Source organism: Proteus sp. HMSC14B05 (genome assembly GCF_001808035.1).
Taxonomy (GTDB): Bacteria; Pseudomonadota; Gammaproteobacteria; order Enterobacterales; family Enterobacteriaceae; genus Proteus; species Proteus mirabilis.
Genome location: NZ_KV791961.1, coordinates 166,043 through 183,089 on the forward strand (window position 1 = coordinate 166,043; position 17,047 = coordinate 183,089).

A 17,047-nucleotide genomic window follows, 5' to 3' on the forward strand; every position below is an offset into this window, starting at 1 on the left:
GTCAGAAGTAAAGGGGCTGATACATATAACCCCTTAGTAATTAAATAGTTAATGGTTAAATGCTGTATGGTGCACTATCTAATATATCCTGAAATTCGCTTTCAGTAATATCCCAATTTCTATCTAGTATTTCGTAGTTGTTATAACTACTTATCATACGGCGATATCCATCAATTGTTTGGGTGTGAGTGTTGGATATAGGTTTTTTTTGTTCAGGAAATTTATCTATCATTAAAAATCCTTCGAGAATATTTATATATTTATATTCATTATTCTCATCGAAACCAGGAATTTGAATATAATTATCAATTAATTTGAGATTATTTTTCTTGATTAATTCCTGTTGTTTATCCTTAGAAAATTTTCTCAAGCAAGCAGACAGTCCTCTATACATGTTTAATATTTCCACAAGAAAATCACGATCTTCTTTGGTATGTTTAGATGATTCATCATCTAATAAAATTGAATACTTGGCACTGATAACCCATTCATTATTTGATGTAATTGCATATTTAATAATATCTGGATCTATATCCGAATCTATACCTAAGTGTTTAGCAATGTCACAAAGAAGTATAGTGTTTACTTTTTCTTTGATATTCATGATATTACCTTTTAGTTTATTCATAAATCAGTGATTGATTAATATATTTAATGCTTATTAGGTGTTTAGTAAAGGATGTGTGTCTCAATTTATAGTTTTATTAATCTAAAAGGTACTCCCAGCGGGGCACCCTTTCCACGGGGCGACGCGCACGCGGGAAACGGCGCATTTTTCAATTTTTATCGGTCGTCACCACCAGTGTAATTATTTGATAAATATATGTTAAAAAAATAACAGTGATGAATTTGTTTGTTTTTTGTTCATCACTAACTCAAACTTTTAACTCTCACTTTTATTGTTGTACATCTCATTTCACTGCGCATTCACAGCGCAATCACTAAAACGTCGGATCCAATCACTTTGATATGAGCCTTCGAGGAAGTCAGTTATAGCTGGCGAGCTTCGACGGGCTGATTTTCTATGTGAACGAGGGTTCATTTCAAATGTAGGAAATACGTTATGCAATATCCAAGAGTCAGTATTAATGGTGTATCTGTCCGTGTTGATAGTGAGGGTAGATATAACTTAAATGATCTGCATGCAGCCGCTGTTGCGGATGGTAAAGCAACGGAATCACAAAGACCCGGTGCATTTTTGAAAAGTCGTCAAGTAAAGCGGTTTGTTCAAGCTTTAAGCGATGCAACAAAAAGTGCATCGGTTAAAGTAATTAAAGGTGGACTTAATCAGGGAACTTGGGCTTTAGAGTTAGTTGTTATTCGATATGCAGCTTGGTTAAAGCCTGAGTTTGAAATTCTTGTCTACAACACGTTTAAAGATGCGACGAGAAAAGGTTTAGATGTTATGTCTAAATTGAACAAGCTAGATCATGCCATTAATGCGGAAACTAAAAACGTCAGTCACTGTGCAAGGACAATGGCTAATTGGGGAGTTGGTGGTAGAAAACAATTACTGCTAATGGCAAGAGAGCGAATTATTAATGAAGCTCAAATCTATCTTCCGGGAGTGGAATAAAACAAATGAAATATGGACAAAGAACTCAAACAATTAAAGCTCAATATCAGCCAGATAGCAGCACTTTCTGGCGTCCATCGACAAACAGCTTCCGCCCGTCTTAACCATTTAGAGCCTGTTGCGGGCAATAGTTCAAATCTAAAACTCTACGCACTCACTGATATTTTATCTGAAATGATGAAGGCGCCAGCCCCTGTCGAAAATCAGGAAATGCTACCTCAAGATCGGAAGGCGTGGTATCAGTCTGAGCGGGAGCGTTTGAAGTTTGAACAAGAAGTGGGGGAGCTATTGCCGGCCTCAGACGTTGCACGAGAATATTCAGCACTGGCTAAAGCGATGGTGCAAGTGTTAGAAACGCTACCTGACATATTAGAACGTGATTGCGCGTTAACACCGACAGCTGTATCTCGCGTACAAGGTATTATTGATGATCTCCGCGACCAGATAGCACATCAAGTTTTAAGTGATAACTCGGATGATGAAGAGAGCGGTGAGGATGAGTTATGACAGCAACAGTGTCAGCAACCACATTAAGAAAAAATGTAGCTCAACTCATTAAAGCACCGAGGCGAATGCCAGTTGCGGATGCTGTGGCAAAATATATGCGCGTACCTGTGGGAGCGGGTAACTCGGTTCCTTGGGATCCGGCAGTATCCCCTTACATTGTTGAACCTATGAATTGTTTATCGTCACGGCTCTATGATGCCGTGATATTTGTGGGTCCTGCAAGAACAGGAAAGACGGTCGGGTTAATTGATGGCTGGGTGATTTACAATATTGTGTGCGATCCTTCTGATATGTTGCTGGTGCAAATGACGCAAGATAAAGCACAAGAGCACAGCAAAAAACGGCTTTCTCGCACCTTTCGTTGCAGTCCTGAAGTCAGCAAACAACTCAGCCCTCGTCGTAACGATAACAACGTGTTTGATAAATACTTTTTATCGGGCAGTTTTTTAAAAATGGGGTGGCCATCGATTAATGTGATGTCCTCATCTGACTTTAAGTGTGTGGCACTCACCGATTATGACCGTTTTCCCGAAGATATTGATGGTGAAGGAGATGGCTTTTCTTTAGCCTCAAAACGGACAACCACTTTTATGTCTGCGGGTATGACGCTGGTAGAAAGCTCTCCGGGGCGTGATATTACCGATACTAAATGGAGTCGTTTATCCCCTCACGAAGCCCCGCCCACAACGGGTATTTTATCACTTTATAATCGGGGTGATCGCCGTCGCTGGTACTGGCAATGTCCTCACTGCCACGAATATTTTCAGCCTATTTATGATGCGGTGAAGGGATATCGTGATAATCCTGATCCCGTAGAAGCAAGTGAATCTGCGTATGTGGAGTGTCAGCACTGTTTAGGTCGTATCGAACCCCATCAAAAACGGGAGCTCAATAATAAAGGGGTGTGGTTGATTGAAGGACAGTCCATTGATAAGCAAGGAAGGATATCAGGTACAGGGCGTCGTTCGCGTATTGCCTCTTTTTGGATGGAAGGCCCAGCAGCTGCTTATCAAACGTTGTCTCAGTTAGTTTATAAGTTACTAACTGCAGAACAAGAATACGAATCAACCGGCAGTGAAGAAACCCTAAAAGCGGTCACCAATACAGACTGGGGTTTACCTTATTTACCCCGTACAGCACAAGAACAGCGCCGGAGTGATGAACTGATTAATCGTACGGAAAGTTGGGATGAGTCAGTGGTACCAGAAGGCGTGCGGTTCTTGGTCGCCACGGTTGACGTGCAAGGTGGTAAAAAACGTCGCTTTGTGGTGCAAGTGGTCGGTTATGGCGAAAAAGGCGAACGCTGGGTGATTGACCGCTTTGAAATCACTCAATCCCTACGTTATGACAATAACGGTGAATGCCGGCGAATTGATCCGGGCTCTTACCCTGAGGATTGGCAGGTATTAATTACCGATGTATTAGAGAAAACCTACCCATTACAGCACTATCCTCACCATGAGATGGGGATCATGATGTTGGGGGTAGACTCCGGCGGTGAAGATGGCGTTACTGATAATGCCTATAAATTTTGGCGTCGCTGTCGAAAAGAGGGACTGCATCGTAAAGTCTATCTCTTTAAGGGTGACGGGCATAAACGCAGTAAGTTAATCACCAAGTCATTCCCCGATAACACCAGTCGTTCTGAACGGCGCGCCCAAGCCAAAGGGGATGTGCCTCTTTATTTACTGCAAACTGACCAACTTAAGGACCGGATCAGTTCTGCGTTATCGCGCGATACCGTAGGGCCTAACTATATCCATTTCCCTGATTGGTTGGATGAATCGTTCTATGACGAGTTGACGTATGAAGAGCGTGATGAAAAAGGGCATTGGGAAAAACCGGGTCGAGGCGCTAATGAGGCATTTGACCTAATGGTTTACGCCCATGCCTTGGTAATATTAAAGGGGTACGAAGGGATCAATTGGGAAAAACCGCCTAAATGGGCAAGGTTACCTGATGTGACACTTTCCTCCTCCTCGCCAATTACCGATATAGCCACAGAGCCTGAAATAAAACCCTCACCCGAAACCCCAAAACAGGAAACGCCTGCGGTATCAGCATGGGCACCGGTATCAAACAGCGGAGGCTGGATATGACGAAAGAAGAAATTGAACACATGATTGAGCAATACCGTTTAGCGGAAGAGGCGGTATTAAAAGGCAAATCCATCACTTTTAATGGACAAGCCATGACAATGGAAAATCTCAACGAGATCATAAAAGGTCGTGAGCGTTGGGAATCTCGTTTGTCGGCATTGATATCGAGAAAACGAGGCAATCCAATGTATAAACTTGCGAGGTTTAGATGACATTATTAGACAGCGCCATTGGTTATTTTGCCCCAAACTGGCAAGCCTCGCGTCTCCGCTCTCGCTTACAAATTAAAGCTTATGAAGCCGTTTTACCCACTCGTACTCATCCCGCTAAACGTGAAAATCGTAATGCAAACCAATTGACGCAATTTGGTGGTACTTCCTTACGCGAGCAAGCGCGATGGCTAGATAACAATCATGATATCTCTATCGGTATTCTCGATAAGATGGAAGAGCGCATTGTCGGGGCAAAAGGCATTATTGTTGAGCCTCAGCCTCTCGATGGTGCAGGGCAAATTCATGAAGATTTAGCCTCACATATTCGTCAAGCGTGGGCGGAGTGGTCAGTATTGCCCGAAGTAACCGGACAATTTAGTCGCCCTGTATTAGAGCGTTTACTGGTCAGAACGTGGTTACGTGATGGCGAAGTGTTTGCTCAACTGGTCAAAGGTAAAGCGAAAGGATTAGAGGCTCAAGCTAATATCTATTTTTGGCTCGAAGCCTTAGAGCCTGACTTTGTGCCGATCCACATGAATATGCCAGAAAGTAAGATTATCCAAGGTATTAAATTCAATGAATGGGGGCGCCCCACTGGGTATCAGGTATATAAAAACCTCCCTCAATTTAGTGCCAATTTAGGGGATATCAAAACCATTGATGCCGAAAATATGTTGCACCTGAAATTCACTCGTCGGCTCCATCAAGCGCGAGGTGTCAGTTTGTTTTCGGGGATCTTAATGCGCTTAAGTGCGTTAAAAGATTACGAAGATGCGGAATTAACCTCCGCACGTATTGCAGCTTCATTGGGCATGTACATCAAAAAAGGCGATGCCGGCTCTTTCCCTGAGGGTGACTATGACGAAGATGAGCAACGTAATATTGATATTCAGCCGGGCATGATTTACGACGGTTTAAAACCGGGTGAAGAAGTCGGCATGATCAAATCAGACCGACCCAACCCCAACCTACAATCGTTTCGCAATGGACAATTACGTGCGGTTTCTGCGGGCAGTCGGGGGAGTTATTCCAGTATCGCCCGTGACTATAACGGTACGTATAGCGCTCAGCGACAAGAGCTGGTGGAGTCATTTGAAGGTTATAACATTTTCCAAGATACCTTTGTGGCAGGCATCACACGTCCGATGTATCGCAATTGGTTAAAAATGGCGATAGCCAGTGGTGTGGTAACCGTTCCACCTGATGTTGACCCTAAATCCTTGTTTAATGCGGTTTACAGTGGCCCTGTAATGCCATGGATTGATCCGAAGAAAGAGTCTGAGGCTTGGAAAACCTTGTTACGTGGTGGTGCGTCAACAGAAAGTGACTGGATACGCGCCAAAGGGGGCAACCCTGCGGATGTGAAACGTCGTCGTAAAACCGAAATTGACGAAAATAAACGATTAGGACTGGTATTTGATACTGATCCTGCTAATGACAAAGGGGCACAAGATGCTAAACAACAAGAAATCGATGATGATGCCTAAAATGTCGGGGCCAGTAAATCAAAAAAGCTGGTTTCGCATGCAGGCTAAAGAAGACCAAACGGCGGATATCTATATTTATGATGAAATCGGTGGGTGGGGAATTAGCGCAAGACGCTTTATGGAAGATTTAATCTCGCTGGGTAATCTCAGTCATATCAATCTGCATATTCACTCCCCCGGTGGTGAAGTGTTTGATGGTATCGCCATTTATAACCAACTTAAAAACCACTCTGCAACAATTACGGTTTATATCGATGGTTTGGCCGCCTCAATGGCCTCAGTTATTGCGATGGTCGGGGATACGGTCATTATGCCGAAAAATGCCATGATGATGATCCACAAACCGTGGGGTGTCTCATGGGGAGATGCGAATGATATGCGTGAATATGCTGACTTACTCGACAAGTTAGAAAACGTATTAATCCCTGCTTATGTGGCGAAAACAGGGAAAACAACCGAAGAAATTACCGCCATGTTAGAGCAGGAAACATGGCTTGATGGTGACGAGTGTGTTGAACACGGTTTCGCCGATAAAGTGATTGAGCCAGTGAAAGCAATGGCAAGTCTTACATCTAAACGAATTGAGGAATTTTCATCTATGCCAAGTGCAATTAAAAATCAAATTACCCCCAAAAACACTACTAAACCTACGCAACAGCCTCAACCAAATTCTTCACCAGAGCCACAGCCTAGCGCCACCTATGCGGATGAGCAAATACGCTTAAATGGCATTAAAGATTTATTTGCCATGTTCGGTGGTCGTCATAATGAGCTAATGATCACGTGTTTAGCAGATGCGAACTGTTCTGTTGAAAAAGCGCGTGAGCAATTGCTCAATACGATTGCACAGCAACAAAATCCTGAGCCATCCAATAAAGATAATGCGCATATTTACGCAGGAAACGGCAATATCGTCGGTGACAGTGTGCGCGCCTCTGTGATGGCGCGTGCGGGTTATCAGGATTATGAAAAAGATAACGCCTATAACAGCATGACACTGCGTGAGTTAGCACGCGCATCACTGACGGAGCGTGGTGTTGGCGTGGCTACGTATAATCCGATGCAAATGATTGGTATGGCCTTTACGCACAGCACCTCTGATTTCGGTAATATCCTGCTGGATGTCGCGAATAAAGCGATTTTGCTTGGTTGGGAAGAAAATGACGAAACCTTTGGAAAATGGACGAAAAAAGGACAACTCAGTGACTTTAAAACTGCACATCGTGTGGGGTTAGGGGCGTTCCCTTCATTACGTAAAGTGCGTGAAGGCGCTGAGTATAAATACGTTACGTTGAACGATAAAGGCGAAACCATCGCGCTGGCAACTTACGGTGAATTATTCAGTATTAGCCGTCAAGCTATTATCAATGATGACATGAATATGTTGACGGATGTACCAAAGAAATTAGGTGAAGCAGCGAAAGCCACCATCGGTGATTTGGTGTATGCGGTACTTATCGACAATGAAAAAATGAGCGATAAAAAAGCACTATTTAGTACCGATCATAAAAACATACTCACGGGCGGGATGGATGTAGAAACCATCAGTGCGGGTCGTACTGCTATGCGTCAACAAAAAGAAGGCGAACGAACACTCAATATTCGTCCGGCATTTATGTTGGTACCGACCACACTGGAAACACAAGCAACCCAAGTGGTTAAATCAGGTAGCGTGAAAGGTGCGGATGTTAATTCTAATATTATTAACCCAATCCGTGATTTAGCGGAAATTATCGCTGAACCTCGTTTAGATGATGCGAGCGAGAAAGATTGGTATATGGTTTCACGTCAAGGTAGCGACACCATTGAAGTGGCGTACTTAAATGGGATTGATGTGCCGTATATTGATCAACTAGAAGGCTTTACCTCTGATGGTGTCACGACAAAAGTGCGTATTGATGCGGGTGTAGCGCCAGTTGATTATCGCGGTCTACTGAAAGTGACGGGTAAGTAAGACGTCTTTTTTCTTCGTTTTATCCTGATGCCCTGATGGGCTTTTTTTATATCTAAAATCCGGTGCTTCGGCATCGGAAGGAGTTTTTATGGCTAAGAATTATGTACAACAGGGTAGCACGATTGCCCTAATTAACAGCACAAAAGAGATCATAAAAAGTGGCCAACTGGTACACGTTGGCGCTATTGCTTGTGTTGCGATCACGGATATTCAACCTAACGAAACCGGTGATGGTTTTGCAGAAGGTGTTTTCTTGCTGAACAAGAAAGCCGGTATTGCCTTAAAAGCCGGTACGACGGCGTCCGTTAAAGACAATGTCGTGGTGGATACCGGTGGTACACCTGCCGGTGTGGTTTGGGATGATGCGGATGCATCGAGTGAACATGTCACGATTAAACTCAATGTGTTCGCACCAGCGGGTACGCCATAAGGTAGGAAACGATGAATCCATTTGAACGGTTGGTAAAAAGAATGGATAACGTGACCGAAGAACGGATGGGGGTTCCCATCCGTATAAATGGTGTTTTTTATCAAGCACTCGAATCTCACTTTATCCCTGAATTGGGACCGATGAGTGGTGACGGGGTGAGCTATGTTGTTTTTTCTTCAACATATCACCCTAAGCGCAGTGACGCCGTAGAAATTGAGGGGGAAGCCTATCAAGTCACTCGACACCAAAAGTTTAATGGGAAACCACATATTTGGATCAAATAGGTGGGTGATATGAAAGGGTTAGCGCAAGCCATTAAAAACCTGAATAGCATTAATGATGAAATGGTCCCGAAAGCAACGGCAATGGCGATTAACCGTGTTGTTCGCCGTGTCATTAGCCATAGTGTTAAACGGGTTTCAGCCGAAACCAAAGTACCTCAACGCCTGATCCGTCAACGTGTTCGACTTAATCGAGCGAGTAGCCGTTATAAAACGCCTCGCGCTCGATTAGTGATAAATCGGGGTAATTTGCCGGCCATTGCCCTAGGTAATGCGCGCGTTCAGCTATCAAGAAAACGAGGTAATCAGAAAGGCGCTGGAAGTGTTTTGAAGGTGGGGAGATTTTCTTTTCCTCATGCTTTTATTCAACAGCTTGATAATGGCCGTTGGCATATTCTTCAGCGAGTTGGTCAAAGCCGTTATCCCATCGAGGTGGTGAAAATTCCGCTCGTCACACCGCTAACAACAGCTTACACCGAAGAATCAGAGAAATTGCTTCAATCTGATATGCCCAAAGAAATGGCGTCGGCCTTAAAGCAACAGTTACGGCTTTATATAAAAGGGAGGGGTTGGTGATCAAACATACACAGATCCGACATGCAATTAAAGAGGCGATTGAGCCTCATGCCAATGGGGTGACAGTCTTTGATGGTCGCCCTTTTTTTGTGGATGAAAACGACTTTCCAGCCATTGCGGTGTACATCACCGATGCTATTTCAACAGGTGAAAATCTCGATGAAGATAGTTGGCAAGCAATTGTTCACATAGAAGTTTTTCTCAGTGCGAATAACCCTGATGCTGAGTTAGATAAATGGGTTGAAGCCGTGATTTATCCTGCGCTGACCTCCATTCCCGCACTGTCCGAGCTTATCGAGAATATGACCCCTAACGGCTACGACTACCATCGTGATGAAGAAATGGGGTTGTGGGGGTCGGTCGATCTCCATTATCAAATTAATTATTCAATGTAAAAGGAATCATTATGCCTACACCAAACCCATTGGCACCCGTAAAGGGTGCTGGTACCACGCTTTGGATTTATAGCGGTACCGAAGACCCATTAAAAGATCCGTTTACTGATACGGATTGGACACGACTGGCGAAAATTAAAGAGCTACAGCCGGGTGAAATTACCGCAGACAGTTATGACGATACCTATCTTGATGACGAAGATGCGGACTGGAAAGCCACTGCTCAGGGGGAAAAATCAGCGGGTGAGGCCAACATCACGCTGGCATGGAAACCGGGTGAACAAGGTCAAAAAGATCTGGTTGATTGGTTCCAACTAGGGGATGTTCGTCACTACCGCATTCGTTACCCCAATGGGGCCGTCGATATTTATCGAGGTTGGGTTAGTTCGCTTGGAAAAACGGTACCTGCGAAAGAAGTGATCACCCGTACCATTAAGATCACCAACAGTGGCCGTCCTGCGCTTGCAGAAGAAATTAAATCAGCTTCAGAGCAAGGAAAAAGTGCACCCGTTATTAAAAAAGACACTGAATAAAAGGTAATAATATGTTTTTAAAGAAAAAAGAATTTACTTATAGTGATAACACTATTGAGTTGTTTGAGTTATCAGCATTACAGCGTATTGAATACTTTGATTTTTTGGTCGAACAATCTCAAAAAAACGAAGATGTTGAAAAGGCTGAAGGCATAAAAAAAACAGCACTCATTATTCGTGCAAACACAGAATCGAATGCCTGGTTAGTGTCTCGATCATTAGCACACGGTGAAACGCGTGATATTGAGCAGGTTTATCATGAAGTGCTTTCGCAGTGGCCACCAGAGGCGCTTGGCAAAGCAGCAAAAGAAGTCCTGGTCATTAGCGGGATGGCACAAACTGAAAACGCGGAAAGGGAAAACCATCAAGATGATGTTCAGGAAGAGTCACTGGAAAAGTAGTTGCCCGTGAACATCAATTTATTCTGCGCCTATCACATGAATTTAAACGTGCTGATTGGCGCAGAATGCTCAGTGAGATGACAGCGACCGAGCTCGCTGATTGGTTACACTTCTTTAATGAAACTCCCTTCACCATTCAACTTATCGATCATGCTTTTTCTGGTCTTAATTTCACGGTTGCCAGTGTTTTTGGTGGTGGTAAAGACTTATCACCAGAGGATTTTAGTGTGTTGTTACGTAAACCTGTTGTTGATATGGACGATGAAACCATGATGGCGGTAAGTGAAGGGATAGCGGGCGGAATACGATATGAGCCAACAAATAGCGGATCTAACGATTAATTTAGGGGCTGAAACAGCCGATTTTAAAGAGCAAATGGGGCGAGTAGAACGTCAGCTCCAAGAAACCGCAGAAAAAGCCGAAGCCAGTCAACGACGCATGGCTCAACTGGTTGAACAACAAGCGCAATCTGCTCGCAGTTCAGCAGAGAGTACCGCGCAGTCTCTTCAAGAACTTAACAATCAACAAGAAATTACTCAACAACAACGAGCAGAGTATTACCAACGCATTGCGCAAGAAGAAGCGCGCTCAGCTATTGAATCACGCAAACAAGCTGATGCTTTTTTAGAGCAAGCTCAAAATGTTGGGCAAACGAGAGATGCACTTGAACAACTCACAGAGGTTTTAGATAAATCAACAAAGGCTTATGACAAGCTAAAAATTACAGGTGAGCAATTCGCTGAAATTCAGAATGTCACTAAATCAAGAATAAAGGCGATACAAGATCAACAAGATGCAAATACTGAAAAATATTTTAAGCAGATTGAAGCAGTTAAAGGACTTTCTGGAGGAACGTCGGCATTAAGAACCATTCAAGCTCAGCTTAATCAAGAGGTAAAAAAGGGCACTATCCATCAACAAGACTATCGGACACTGATTTCTGCCATTACCTCAGAGTCAATGAAGTTGCGCCGAGAAGAAGAGTCTCTAACGCAACAAAAAACGCGATTTATTCAGCGACTAAAAGAGCAAGTTGTTATTCAAAACTTGAGTCGTGAACAGATGTTGCGTTATCAAGCGTCTCAGTTAGGTGTCAGCTCTTCAGCAGAAATTTATATTCGTCGATTATTTGAATCGAGCAAAGAAACCAAAGAGTTTGATAAAAACAGCAAGTCATTAGCTGGTCGTCTTCAGGGTATTGCCAACTCATTTAATATGGGCTCACTGGTTCGTGGTGGTATCTGGGGAGGAATTACCGCAGGTTTAACAGGCGTTGCAAAGCTAGCCTATGATGCAGAAAGAGAATTTTCTCAGTTTAATAAACAACTGATTTTAACCGGTAACTACGCCAATAAATCAGCGAGCCAATTAAACGAAATGGCGAAAACCCTTGCGGGTGGCGGGATCACGCGTGGTGAAATGGCATTATCAATTTCAAGCGTCGTCGGTACTGGGGTATTTTCGAATAATGAGATTTCCCGTGTTTCAAAAGCGGCCGCACAGATGAATTACATCACAGGTCAGGCGATTGATATCACTATTGATCAGTTTAAACGTCTGCAAGATGAACCGCTTCAAATGTCGCTTGAATTAGAAAAAGCGAATCATCACCTCACTGCATCCCAATTAGAACAAATTCGAACTCTCGAATTGCAAGGTAATAAAACCGAAGCAGCTAAGCTGGCGATTGATGCTTATGCGCAATCTATTAATGACGGTGCCAATGAAATACCTAACAAACTGCTAACGATAGAGGATGCTTGGGTTCGAATTAAAAATGCGACTAATCAGGCTAAAGATGCTGTACTTCGTTTTAAACTTGGGAGTTCTTTACAGGATGAGATCCGTGAACATGAAGAAATGTTGGTCAATTTTCAGTTAAATCCATTTACTGTAAAACTACATCATGACAGAACAGGGCAAACGGTTGAGGATGTTAAGGCTAATTTAAGTAAACTTAGGGATCAGCTCTACGATTTGGAAAAACCTGAAAAAGAAGCTCAAGCCTTAAAATCTAATGAGCAATTAGAAGTAAATAGATTAAAGATAAGAGATGAATTAGAGAATAGATACGCAGATCGGGAAACCAGAAGAAACAAAGAACGGGCTCAATTGGAAGCACAAAAATGGGCATTAAGCACTGAAGAATTTAAAAAATATGAAACAGAAATAAATCGTCGTTGGAGGGATCATAAACCGCTACAACCACCAAAAGTAAAACCCTATAAAGTTTCTGCTGGTGATCGTGAAGAAGAAAAAGCTTCTCGTGATTTACTTGCATTGCAAGCACAGTTAGAAATGCTTAAAAAGCATCAAAGTGCTAATGATGTTATTAGTCAACAACGTAAAGAATTCCAAAAAGAGCAGGCACAATTTGCAATTTTAGAAGAAGCACAATTGACACGTCGATTAACTAACGCTGAAAAGTCTTTATTATCAAATAAAGAAAATATTCTGGCTCAAAAGGAGAAACTCGCATTAGTGGGTGATGAAGTGGCTTTGCAAGAGCGTTTAAATAAGATGCAAGATCAGGCTGATAAATACATTGCTCAACAATCGGAAAAACGTAAAGCGATTGAAGAAAGCATGGGTAAATCAGCAAGGGAACAACAACGTTATTTAGAGCGCGCTCAACTTCTTGCAGGCCAAAAAGAGAATCCACAGCTAAATAATATGTTAGCCGAGCAACAGAAAACATGGGAAGTTGAAGATCAGAAACGGGCTGATTGGTTAGCGGGTGCCCAAACAGCATGGGGCAATTATAAAGACACCGTGCTTGATGTTAACTCTCAAGTGCAAAATGCCACTTCTATGGCTCTCAATGGGTTTAGTAGCCAGTTAACCAACGTATTATTTGAAGGTGAAGCCAATTTCAAAGACTTTACGAAATCGATTCTTAAGATGCTAACGGATATTTTACTTAAAATGTCATTAGTTAAAGGAATAGAGGCGATGGGCTTTGGTTTTGGCGCCCCAGTCGCGAATGCTAACGGTGGTGTTTACAACTCAACCAGCCTAAGTGCTTACAGTGGACAGATTGTTCATAAACCTACCATGTTTGCGTTTGCAAAAGGTGCAGGGTTGATGGGAGAAGCTGGGCCAGAAGGCATTTTCCCTTTGCGCCGTGGTGCTGATGGGAAGCTGGGCGTTATTGCGAAAATGCCCAATCAGGGAGGAGGCGTTACCCAGCATTATCACATTACTATACAAAATGATGGTAGTAATGGTCAGATAGGGCCTGAAGCATTGAAAAAAGTTTATGAAATTAGTAAGCGAGGTGCTCAGGACTATATTATGAGCCAACGTCGTGATGGTGGAGCTATGTAGATGGAAACATTTAAATGGAAAGTCAAACCCGATATGAAAAAGGAGTTTGAGCCTAGAGTAAAATCAGTGAAATTTAGCGACGGCTATGAACAGCGTCGCCCTGACGGTATTAATAGTCATTTAAAAAAATACAATGTAACGCTTATCTATATAAATAGTGAAAGCTTACAAATTGAATCATTTTTAGAAAAACATGCTGGCGTTACTGCATTTTTATGGAAGCCGCCTCATCAATCAGAATTAATTAAGGTACTATGTCGAAAATGGTCGTCTTCAGTAGGGATGATTAGAACGGAGATAACAGCGGAATTTGAACAGACTTTGTTTTAATTATGCTGATTGATAAAAATAACTTTAATGAGGGTGATATGAAAAGAGTATTATTTGGTGCGATAGCATTGTTAACATGTTCTTATTCCTTTGCTATTGATGAAATTACAGTTATCGATCATGCAAAACAAGAAGCATGTAAAAGTAATGTTGAGTGTGAAAAATACTTTGTAGATGCTATTGGTATTGTATCTATGATCTCACGTTATCATGGTGAGTGTGTTGTGGACAATGATACCTCAAAGCAATGCAAGGATGCTGAAAAAATATATAAATACATCATGACTCAATATGATAAAAATAACTAATTGTTATATAGGTTATTTCACTTTAGATTATTGAAATAAGGAATAGTGGTGAAAAATATAATACTAACAGTTTTGTTATTTACTTCATTTAGTGTAATTGGTAGTGGAAATACATCGTTAGGAAAATGGATCATAACTAAAGAAGAGAATAAATTAACTGATAAAATAGATTATTTTGCAATATTACCACCCGAAAATGGTGGTGGAGCTTTAGTATTAAGATGTGTTGATAATAAAACTGATGCGTTCCTTGCGACAGATGATTTTATAAGTTTGGATGATTATAGCAAAGTTACTATCAGAATTGATGGGCAGAAAGCATATACCGAAAGATGGGAAATAGGGGGAGATAATGATACTTTATTTCCTTTAAGTCCAATACAGTTTATAAAAAAAATAAATAATAGTAATAAATTAATTATTGGTTATAAGCCATATAGTAGAACTCAAACTGTAAGCGAATTTAAAATTGATCATATAGATGAAGTTTCAAAATCAGTATCAAAATACTGTGGATGGAAACTATAAAAAATCATATTAATTGTATTATTTAAGATATTTACGGAAATTATAATAAGCCACCTTTTTTGGGTGGTTTTTTATTTGGAGCTAATATGCAACATATTCCTCCTGAAATGCGAATTAGTATTACCGAACTCTCCTCTGATGATGCTTTGCTTGAACTTTATGAATTTGATTTAACCAAAATAGGTGGTATTCGGTACCGCTTTTTTGATGGACTTAATCAGCGTAAAGAGCCGTTAATCTGGCAAGGAAACACCTATGAGCCTTATCCCGTGAAAGGTGAAGGCTTTTCTTTTAATGGCAAAGGCCCCTCAGGGCGACCCACTATTACATTGTCGAATTTATTTGGATTGATTACAGGGATTGCCAGTCAATTAGATAGTGCAATCGGTGGGCTGGTGGTACGACGCATTGTCAGCACTCAATTTTTAGATGCAGTAAATTTTCCTCAAGGCAATCCTAATGCCGACCCATCACAAGAAATTGTGACACGTTGGATCATTGAGCAGATGACCAGTTTAAATTCAGTAACAGCTACCTTTATGTTAGCCACACCGAGTGAGACTGACGGATTAATGCTGCCTGGGCGTGCTATTTTGTCTGATATCTGTAATTTTTGTTATCGCTCAGAAGAGTGTGGTTACAAAGGCCCCCCTGTTGCTGACGAATGGGGAAAGCCAACCACTGATCCACTAAAAGACAAATGTGGCAAACGTCTTAGTGATTGTAAGTTACGAAAAAACGAATCACGTATAGGCGCGTTTGTCTCCACTTCCCGTATTGGTAATAATTAACTCCCTCCTAAGGTGTTTCTTATGATAGAGCAAGCAATTTTGGCGCATGCGAAAGAGCAAGCGCCATCGGAGGCGTGTGGCTTATTGGTAAGTACCGCACAGGGTGAACAGTATTTACCTTGTGTTAATCAGCACACTGATCCGAAAAACTATTTCACGATTTCTTTTGATGATTTTATTCGAGCCGAACAGCAGGGCGAGGTGATAGCCGTTGTACACAGTCACCCTGATGGTCAACCTTATCTCAGCACCTTAGATCGACAACTGCAGGTGAACAGTGCATTGCCGTGGTGGGTGGTTTGTAATGAAAAAATTCATTGTTATCAGCCAGTATCTCATCTATTAGGTCGCCATTTTATTCATGGCTCAACCGACTGTTATGGGTTGTTTCGTGATGCTTATCATTTGGCAGGACATGATCTGCCTGATTTTGAGCGACAAGATAATTGGTGGCGCCAAGGTAAAGAACTGTACCTCGATAATATGATAAGCAGTGGTTTTCGGCAGGTAAAAAAAGAAGCGCAACCCGGCGATATTATTTTGTGTTGCTATGCCAGCTCTCGTGCCAACCACGCGGGGATTTATTTAGGCAATCAAACGATTTTACATCACATTCCAAACCAACTTAGCAAACGCGAGGAGTATAACGAACGATGGCAACGAATGACGCACTCAATTTGGCGTTACCGCGATTGGCAACCTTCCGACTTTACGGGGATTTGCAACGATTTGGACGTCGCTTTGATTTAAATGTGAATACTGCTTCTGAAGGTCTTCACGCGCTTTTTATTCAACTTCCAGCATTACGCTTAGCTATTCGTGATGGTTGGTATCAAGTGCGCATTGCGGGTACTGATATTTCCCCACAAGACATTAACCAAAGATTCAATGAAACCTTACCTGATAATGCAGTAGTTCATATTGTGCCGAAATTATCAGGGGCTAAAAATGTCGGTGTTTTTCAATTTATTGCAGGTGCTGCTTTATTTTCATTGGGATGGTGGGGGCCAGCGTGGATCTCCGCAACAGTAGCGACTTCTTTGATGGCGGGTGGTGCAGCTATGATGATTGGTGGTGTCGCTCAAATGCTGATCCCGTCTCCAAAACCTCCCAATCTATCTCGTGGTGATGAAGAAAAAGGCAATACTTATTTTAGCAATCTTGATAATGCCGTTGCACAAGGAATGCCGGTGCCCATTGCCTACGGCGAAATTATGTGTGGTTCACGCGTCATTTCACAATCTGTTGAAATTATGGATGACAGTGATGGCGAAGATATCGATGCCGGCAAACACGGTGGTTAAGAGGAGCT

The 17,047-nt window shown here is 42.2% G+C and carries 20 protein-coding genes and 1 pseudogene; 20 read left to right on the top strand and 1 reads right to left on the bottom strand.

Annotated features, from left to right (window positions below):
• Positions 1-55: 55 nt before the first annotated feature.
• On the bottom strand, positions 56-604 hold the full coding sequence (locus HMPREF3129_RS01345; protein WP_070486611.1) for a YfbU family protein: 549 nt from the start codon (positions 602-604) through the stop codon (positions 56-58).
• 459 nt (positions 605-1,063) lie between these two features.
• On the opposite strand from HMPREF3129_RS01345, the gene HMPREF3129_RS01350 reads away from it, so the two are divergent.
• The 20 genes and pseudogenes from HMPREF3129_RS01350 (at position 1,064) to HMPREF3129_RS01445 (ending at position 17,039) form a co-directional block, all read left to right on the top strand.
• The gene (locus HMPREF3129_RS01350) at positions 1,064-1,576 is read left to right on the top strand and encodes a KilA-N domain-containing protein (RefSeq protein WP_070486613.1); all 513 of its coding nucleotides are present in this window, start codon (positions 1,064-1,066) and stop codon (positions 1,574-1,576) included.
• Between the two features lie 12 nt (positions 1,577-1,588).
• Positions 1,589-2,083 carry a DUF1441 family protein gene (locus tag HMPREF3129_RS01355; protein WP_070486615.1) on the top strand — a complete coding sequence of 165 codons (495 nt, stop codon included), beginning with the start codon at positions 1,589-1,591 and terminating at the stop codon, positions 2,081-2,083.
• Positions 2,080-4,182: a phage terminase large subunit family protein gene (locus tag HMPREF3129_RS01360; protein WP_070486617.1), complete on the top strand. Its 2,103-nt coding sequence runs from the start codon at positions 2,080-2,082 to the stop codon at positions 4,180-4,182. The genes HMPREF3129_RS01355 and HMPREF3129_RS01360 overlap by 4 nt, the downstream gene beginning before the upstream one ends.
• Positions 4,179-4,394: a hypothetical protein gene (locus HMPREF3129_RS01365; protein WP_004247869.1), complete on the top strand. Its 216-nt coding sequence runs from the start codon at positions 4,179-4,181 to the stop codon at positions 4,392-4,394. The genes HMPREF3129_RS01360 and HMPREF3129_RS01365 overlap by 4 nt, the downstream gene beginning before the upstream one ends.
• The gene (locus HMPREF3129_RS01370) at positions 4,391-5,881 is read left to right on the top strand and encodes a phage portal protein (protein WP_070486623.1); all 1,491 of its coding nucleotides are present in this window, start codon (positions 4,391-4,393) and stop codon (positions 5,879-5,881) included. The genes HMPREF3129_RS01365 and HMPREF3129_RS01370 overlap by 4 nt, the downstream gene beginning before the upstream one ends.
• A complete protein-coding gene (locus tag HMPREF3129_RS01375) occupies positions 5,847-7,835 on the top strand; it encodes a ClpP-like prohead protease/major capsid protein fusion protein (RefSeq protein WP_070486625.1) in 1,989 nt (662 codons plus the stop codon). Before HMPREF3129_RS01370 ends, HMPREF3129_RS01375 begins: the two co-directional genes overlap by 35 nt.
• A gap of 88 nt (positions 7,836-7,923) precedes the next feature.
• Positions 7,924-8,265 carry a DUF2190 family protein gene (locus HMPREF3129_RS01380; protein WP_070486627.1) on the top strand — a complete coding sequence of 114 codons (342 nt, stop codon included), beginning with the start codon at positions 7,924-7,926 and terminating at the stop codon, positions 8,263-8,265.
• A gap of 11 nt (positions 8,266-8,276) precedes the next feature.
• Positions 8,277-8,549 (top strand): ATP-binding protein, encoded by a 273-nt coding sequence (locus tag HMPREF3129_RS01385; protein WP_063073894.1) that lies wholly within the window; start codon positions 8,277-8,279, stop codon positions 8,547-8,549.
• Positions 8,550-8,558: 9 nt separating this feature from the next.
• Positions 8,559-9,122, top strand: a complete 564-nt coding sequence (locus HMPREF3129_RS01390) for a phage tail protein (RefSeq protein WP_070486662.1) — start codon at positions 8,559-8,561, stop codon at positions 9,120-9,122.
• The gene (gpU, locus tag HMPREF3129_RS01395; RefSeq protein ID WP_036973524.1) at positions 9,122-9,517 is read left to right on the top strand and encodes a phage tail terminator protein; all 396 of its coding nucleotides are present in this window, start codon (positions 9,122-9,124) and stop codon (positions 9,515-9,517) included. The genes HMPREF3129_RS01390 and gpU overlap by 1 nt, the downstream gene beginning before the upstream one ends.
• An 11-nt stretch (positions 9,518-9,528) precedes the next feature.
• Positions 9,529-9,990: pseudogene (locus tag HMPREF3129_RS01400) on the top strand (phage tail tube protein); the annotation flags it as partial.
• A gap of 71 nt (positions 9,991-10,061) precedes the next feature.
• Entirely contained in the window at positions 10,062-10,451 is a 390-nt protein-coding gene (gpG, locus tag HMPREF3129_RS01405) for a phage tail assembly chaperone G (RefSeq protein WP_070486629.1), read from the top strand.
• A gap of 65 nt (positions 10,452-10,516) precedes the next feature.
• Positions 10,517-10,792, top strand: a complete 276-nt coding sequence (locus HMPREF3129_RS01410; RefSeq protein ID WP_239477051.1) for a phage tail assembly protein T — start codon at positions 10,517-10,519, stop codon at positions 10,790-10,792.
• Complete coding sequence (locus HMPREF3129_RS01415) at positions 10,761-13,778, top strand: phage tail tape measure protein (protein ID WP_070486633.1); 3,018 nt, start codon at positions 10,761-10,763, stop codon at positions 13,776-13,778. The genes HMPREF3129_RS01410 and HMPREF3129_RS01415 overlap by 32 nt, the downstream gene beginning before the upstream one ends.
• Positions 13,779-14,108, top strand: a complete 330-nt coding sequence (locus HMPREF3129_RS01420) for a phage tail protein (protein WP_070486635.1) — start codon at positions 13,779-13,781, stop codon at positions 14,106-14,108.
• A 2-nt stretch (positions 14,109-14,110) separates the two neighbouring features.
• Positions 14,111-14,416: a hypothetical protein gene (locus HMPREF3129_RS01425; protein ID WP_070486636.1), complete on the top strand. Its 306-nt coding sequence runs from the start codon at positions 14,111-14,113 to the stop codon at positions 14,414-14,416.
• A gap of 48 nt (positions 14,417-14,464) precedes the next feature.
• On the top strand, positions 14,465-14,944 hold the full coding sequence (locus tag HMPREF3129_RS01430; protein ID WP_070486637.1) for a type VI secretion system-associated protein TagO: 480 nt from the start codon (positions 14,465-14,467) through the stop codon (positions 14,942-14,944).
• Positions 14,945-15,030: 86 nt separating this feature from the next.
• A complete protein-coding gene (locus HMPREF3129_RS01435) occupies positions 15,031-15,735 on the top strand; it encodes a phage minor tail protein L (protein ID WP_070486639.1) in 705 nt (234 codons plus the stop codon).
• A gap of 21 nt (positions 15,736-15,756) precedes the next feature.
• Complete coding sequence (locus HMPREF3129_RS01440; protein ID WP_070486641.1) at positions 15,757-16,485, top strand: C40 family peptidase; 729 nt, start codon at positions 15,757-15,759, stop codon at positions 16,483-16,485.
• Entirely contained in the window at positions 16,389-17,039 is a 651-nt protein-coding gene (locus HMPREF3129_RS01445; RefSeq protein ID WP_049209898.1) for a tail assembly protein, read from the top strand. Before HMPREF3129_RS01440 ends, HMPREF3129_RS01445 begins: the two co-directional genes overlap by 97 nt.
• The last annotated feature ends 8 nt before the right edge of the window (positions 17,040-17,047 follow it).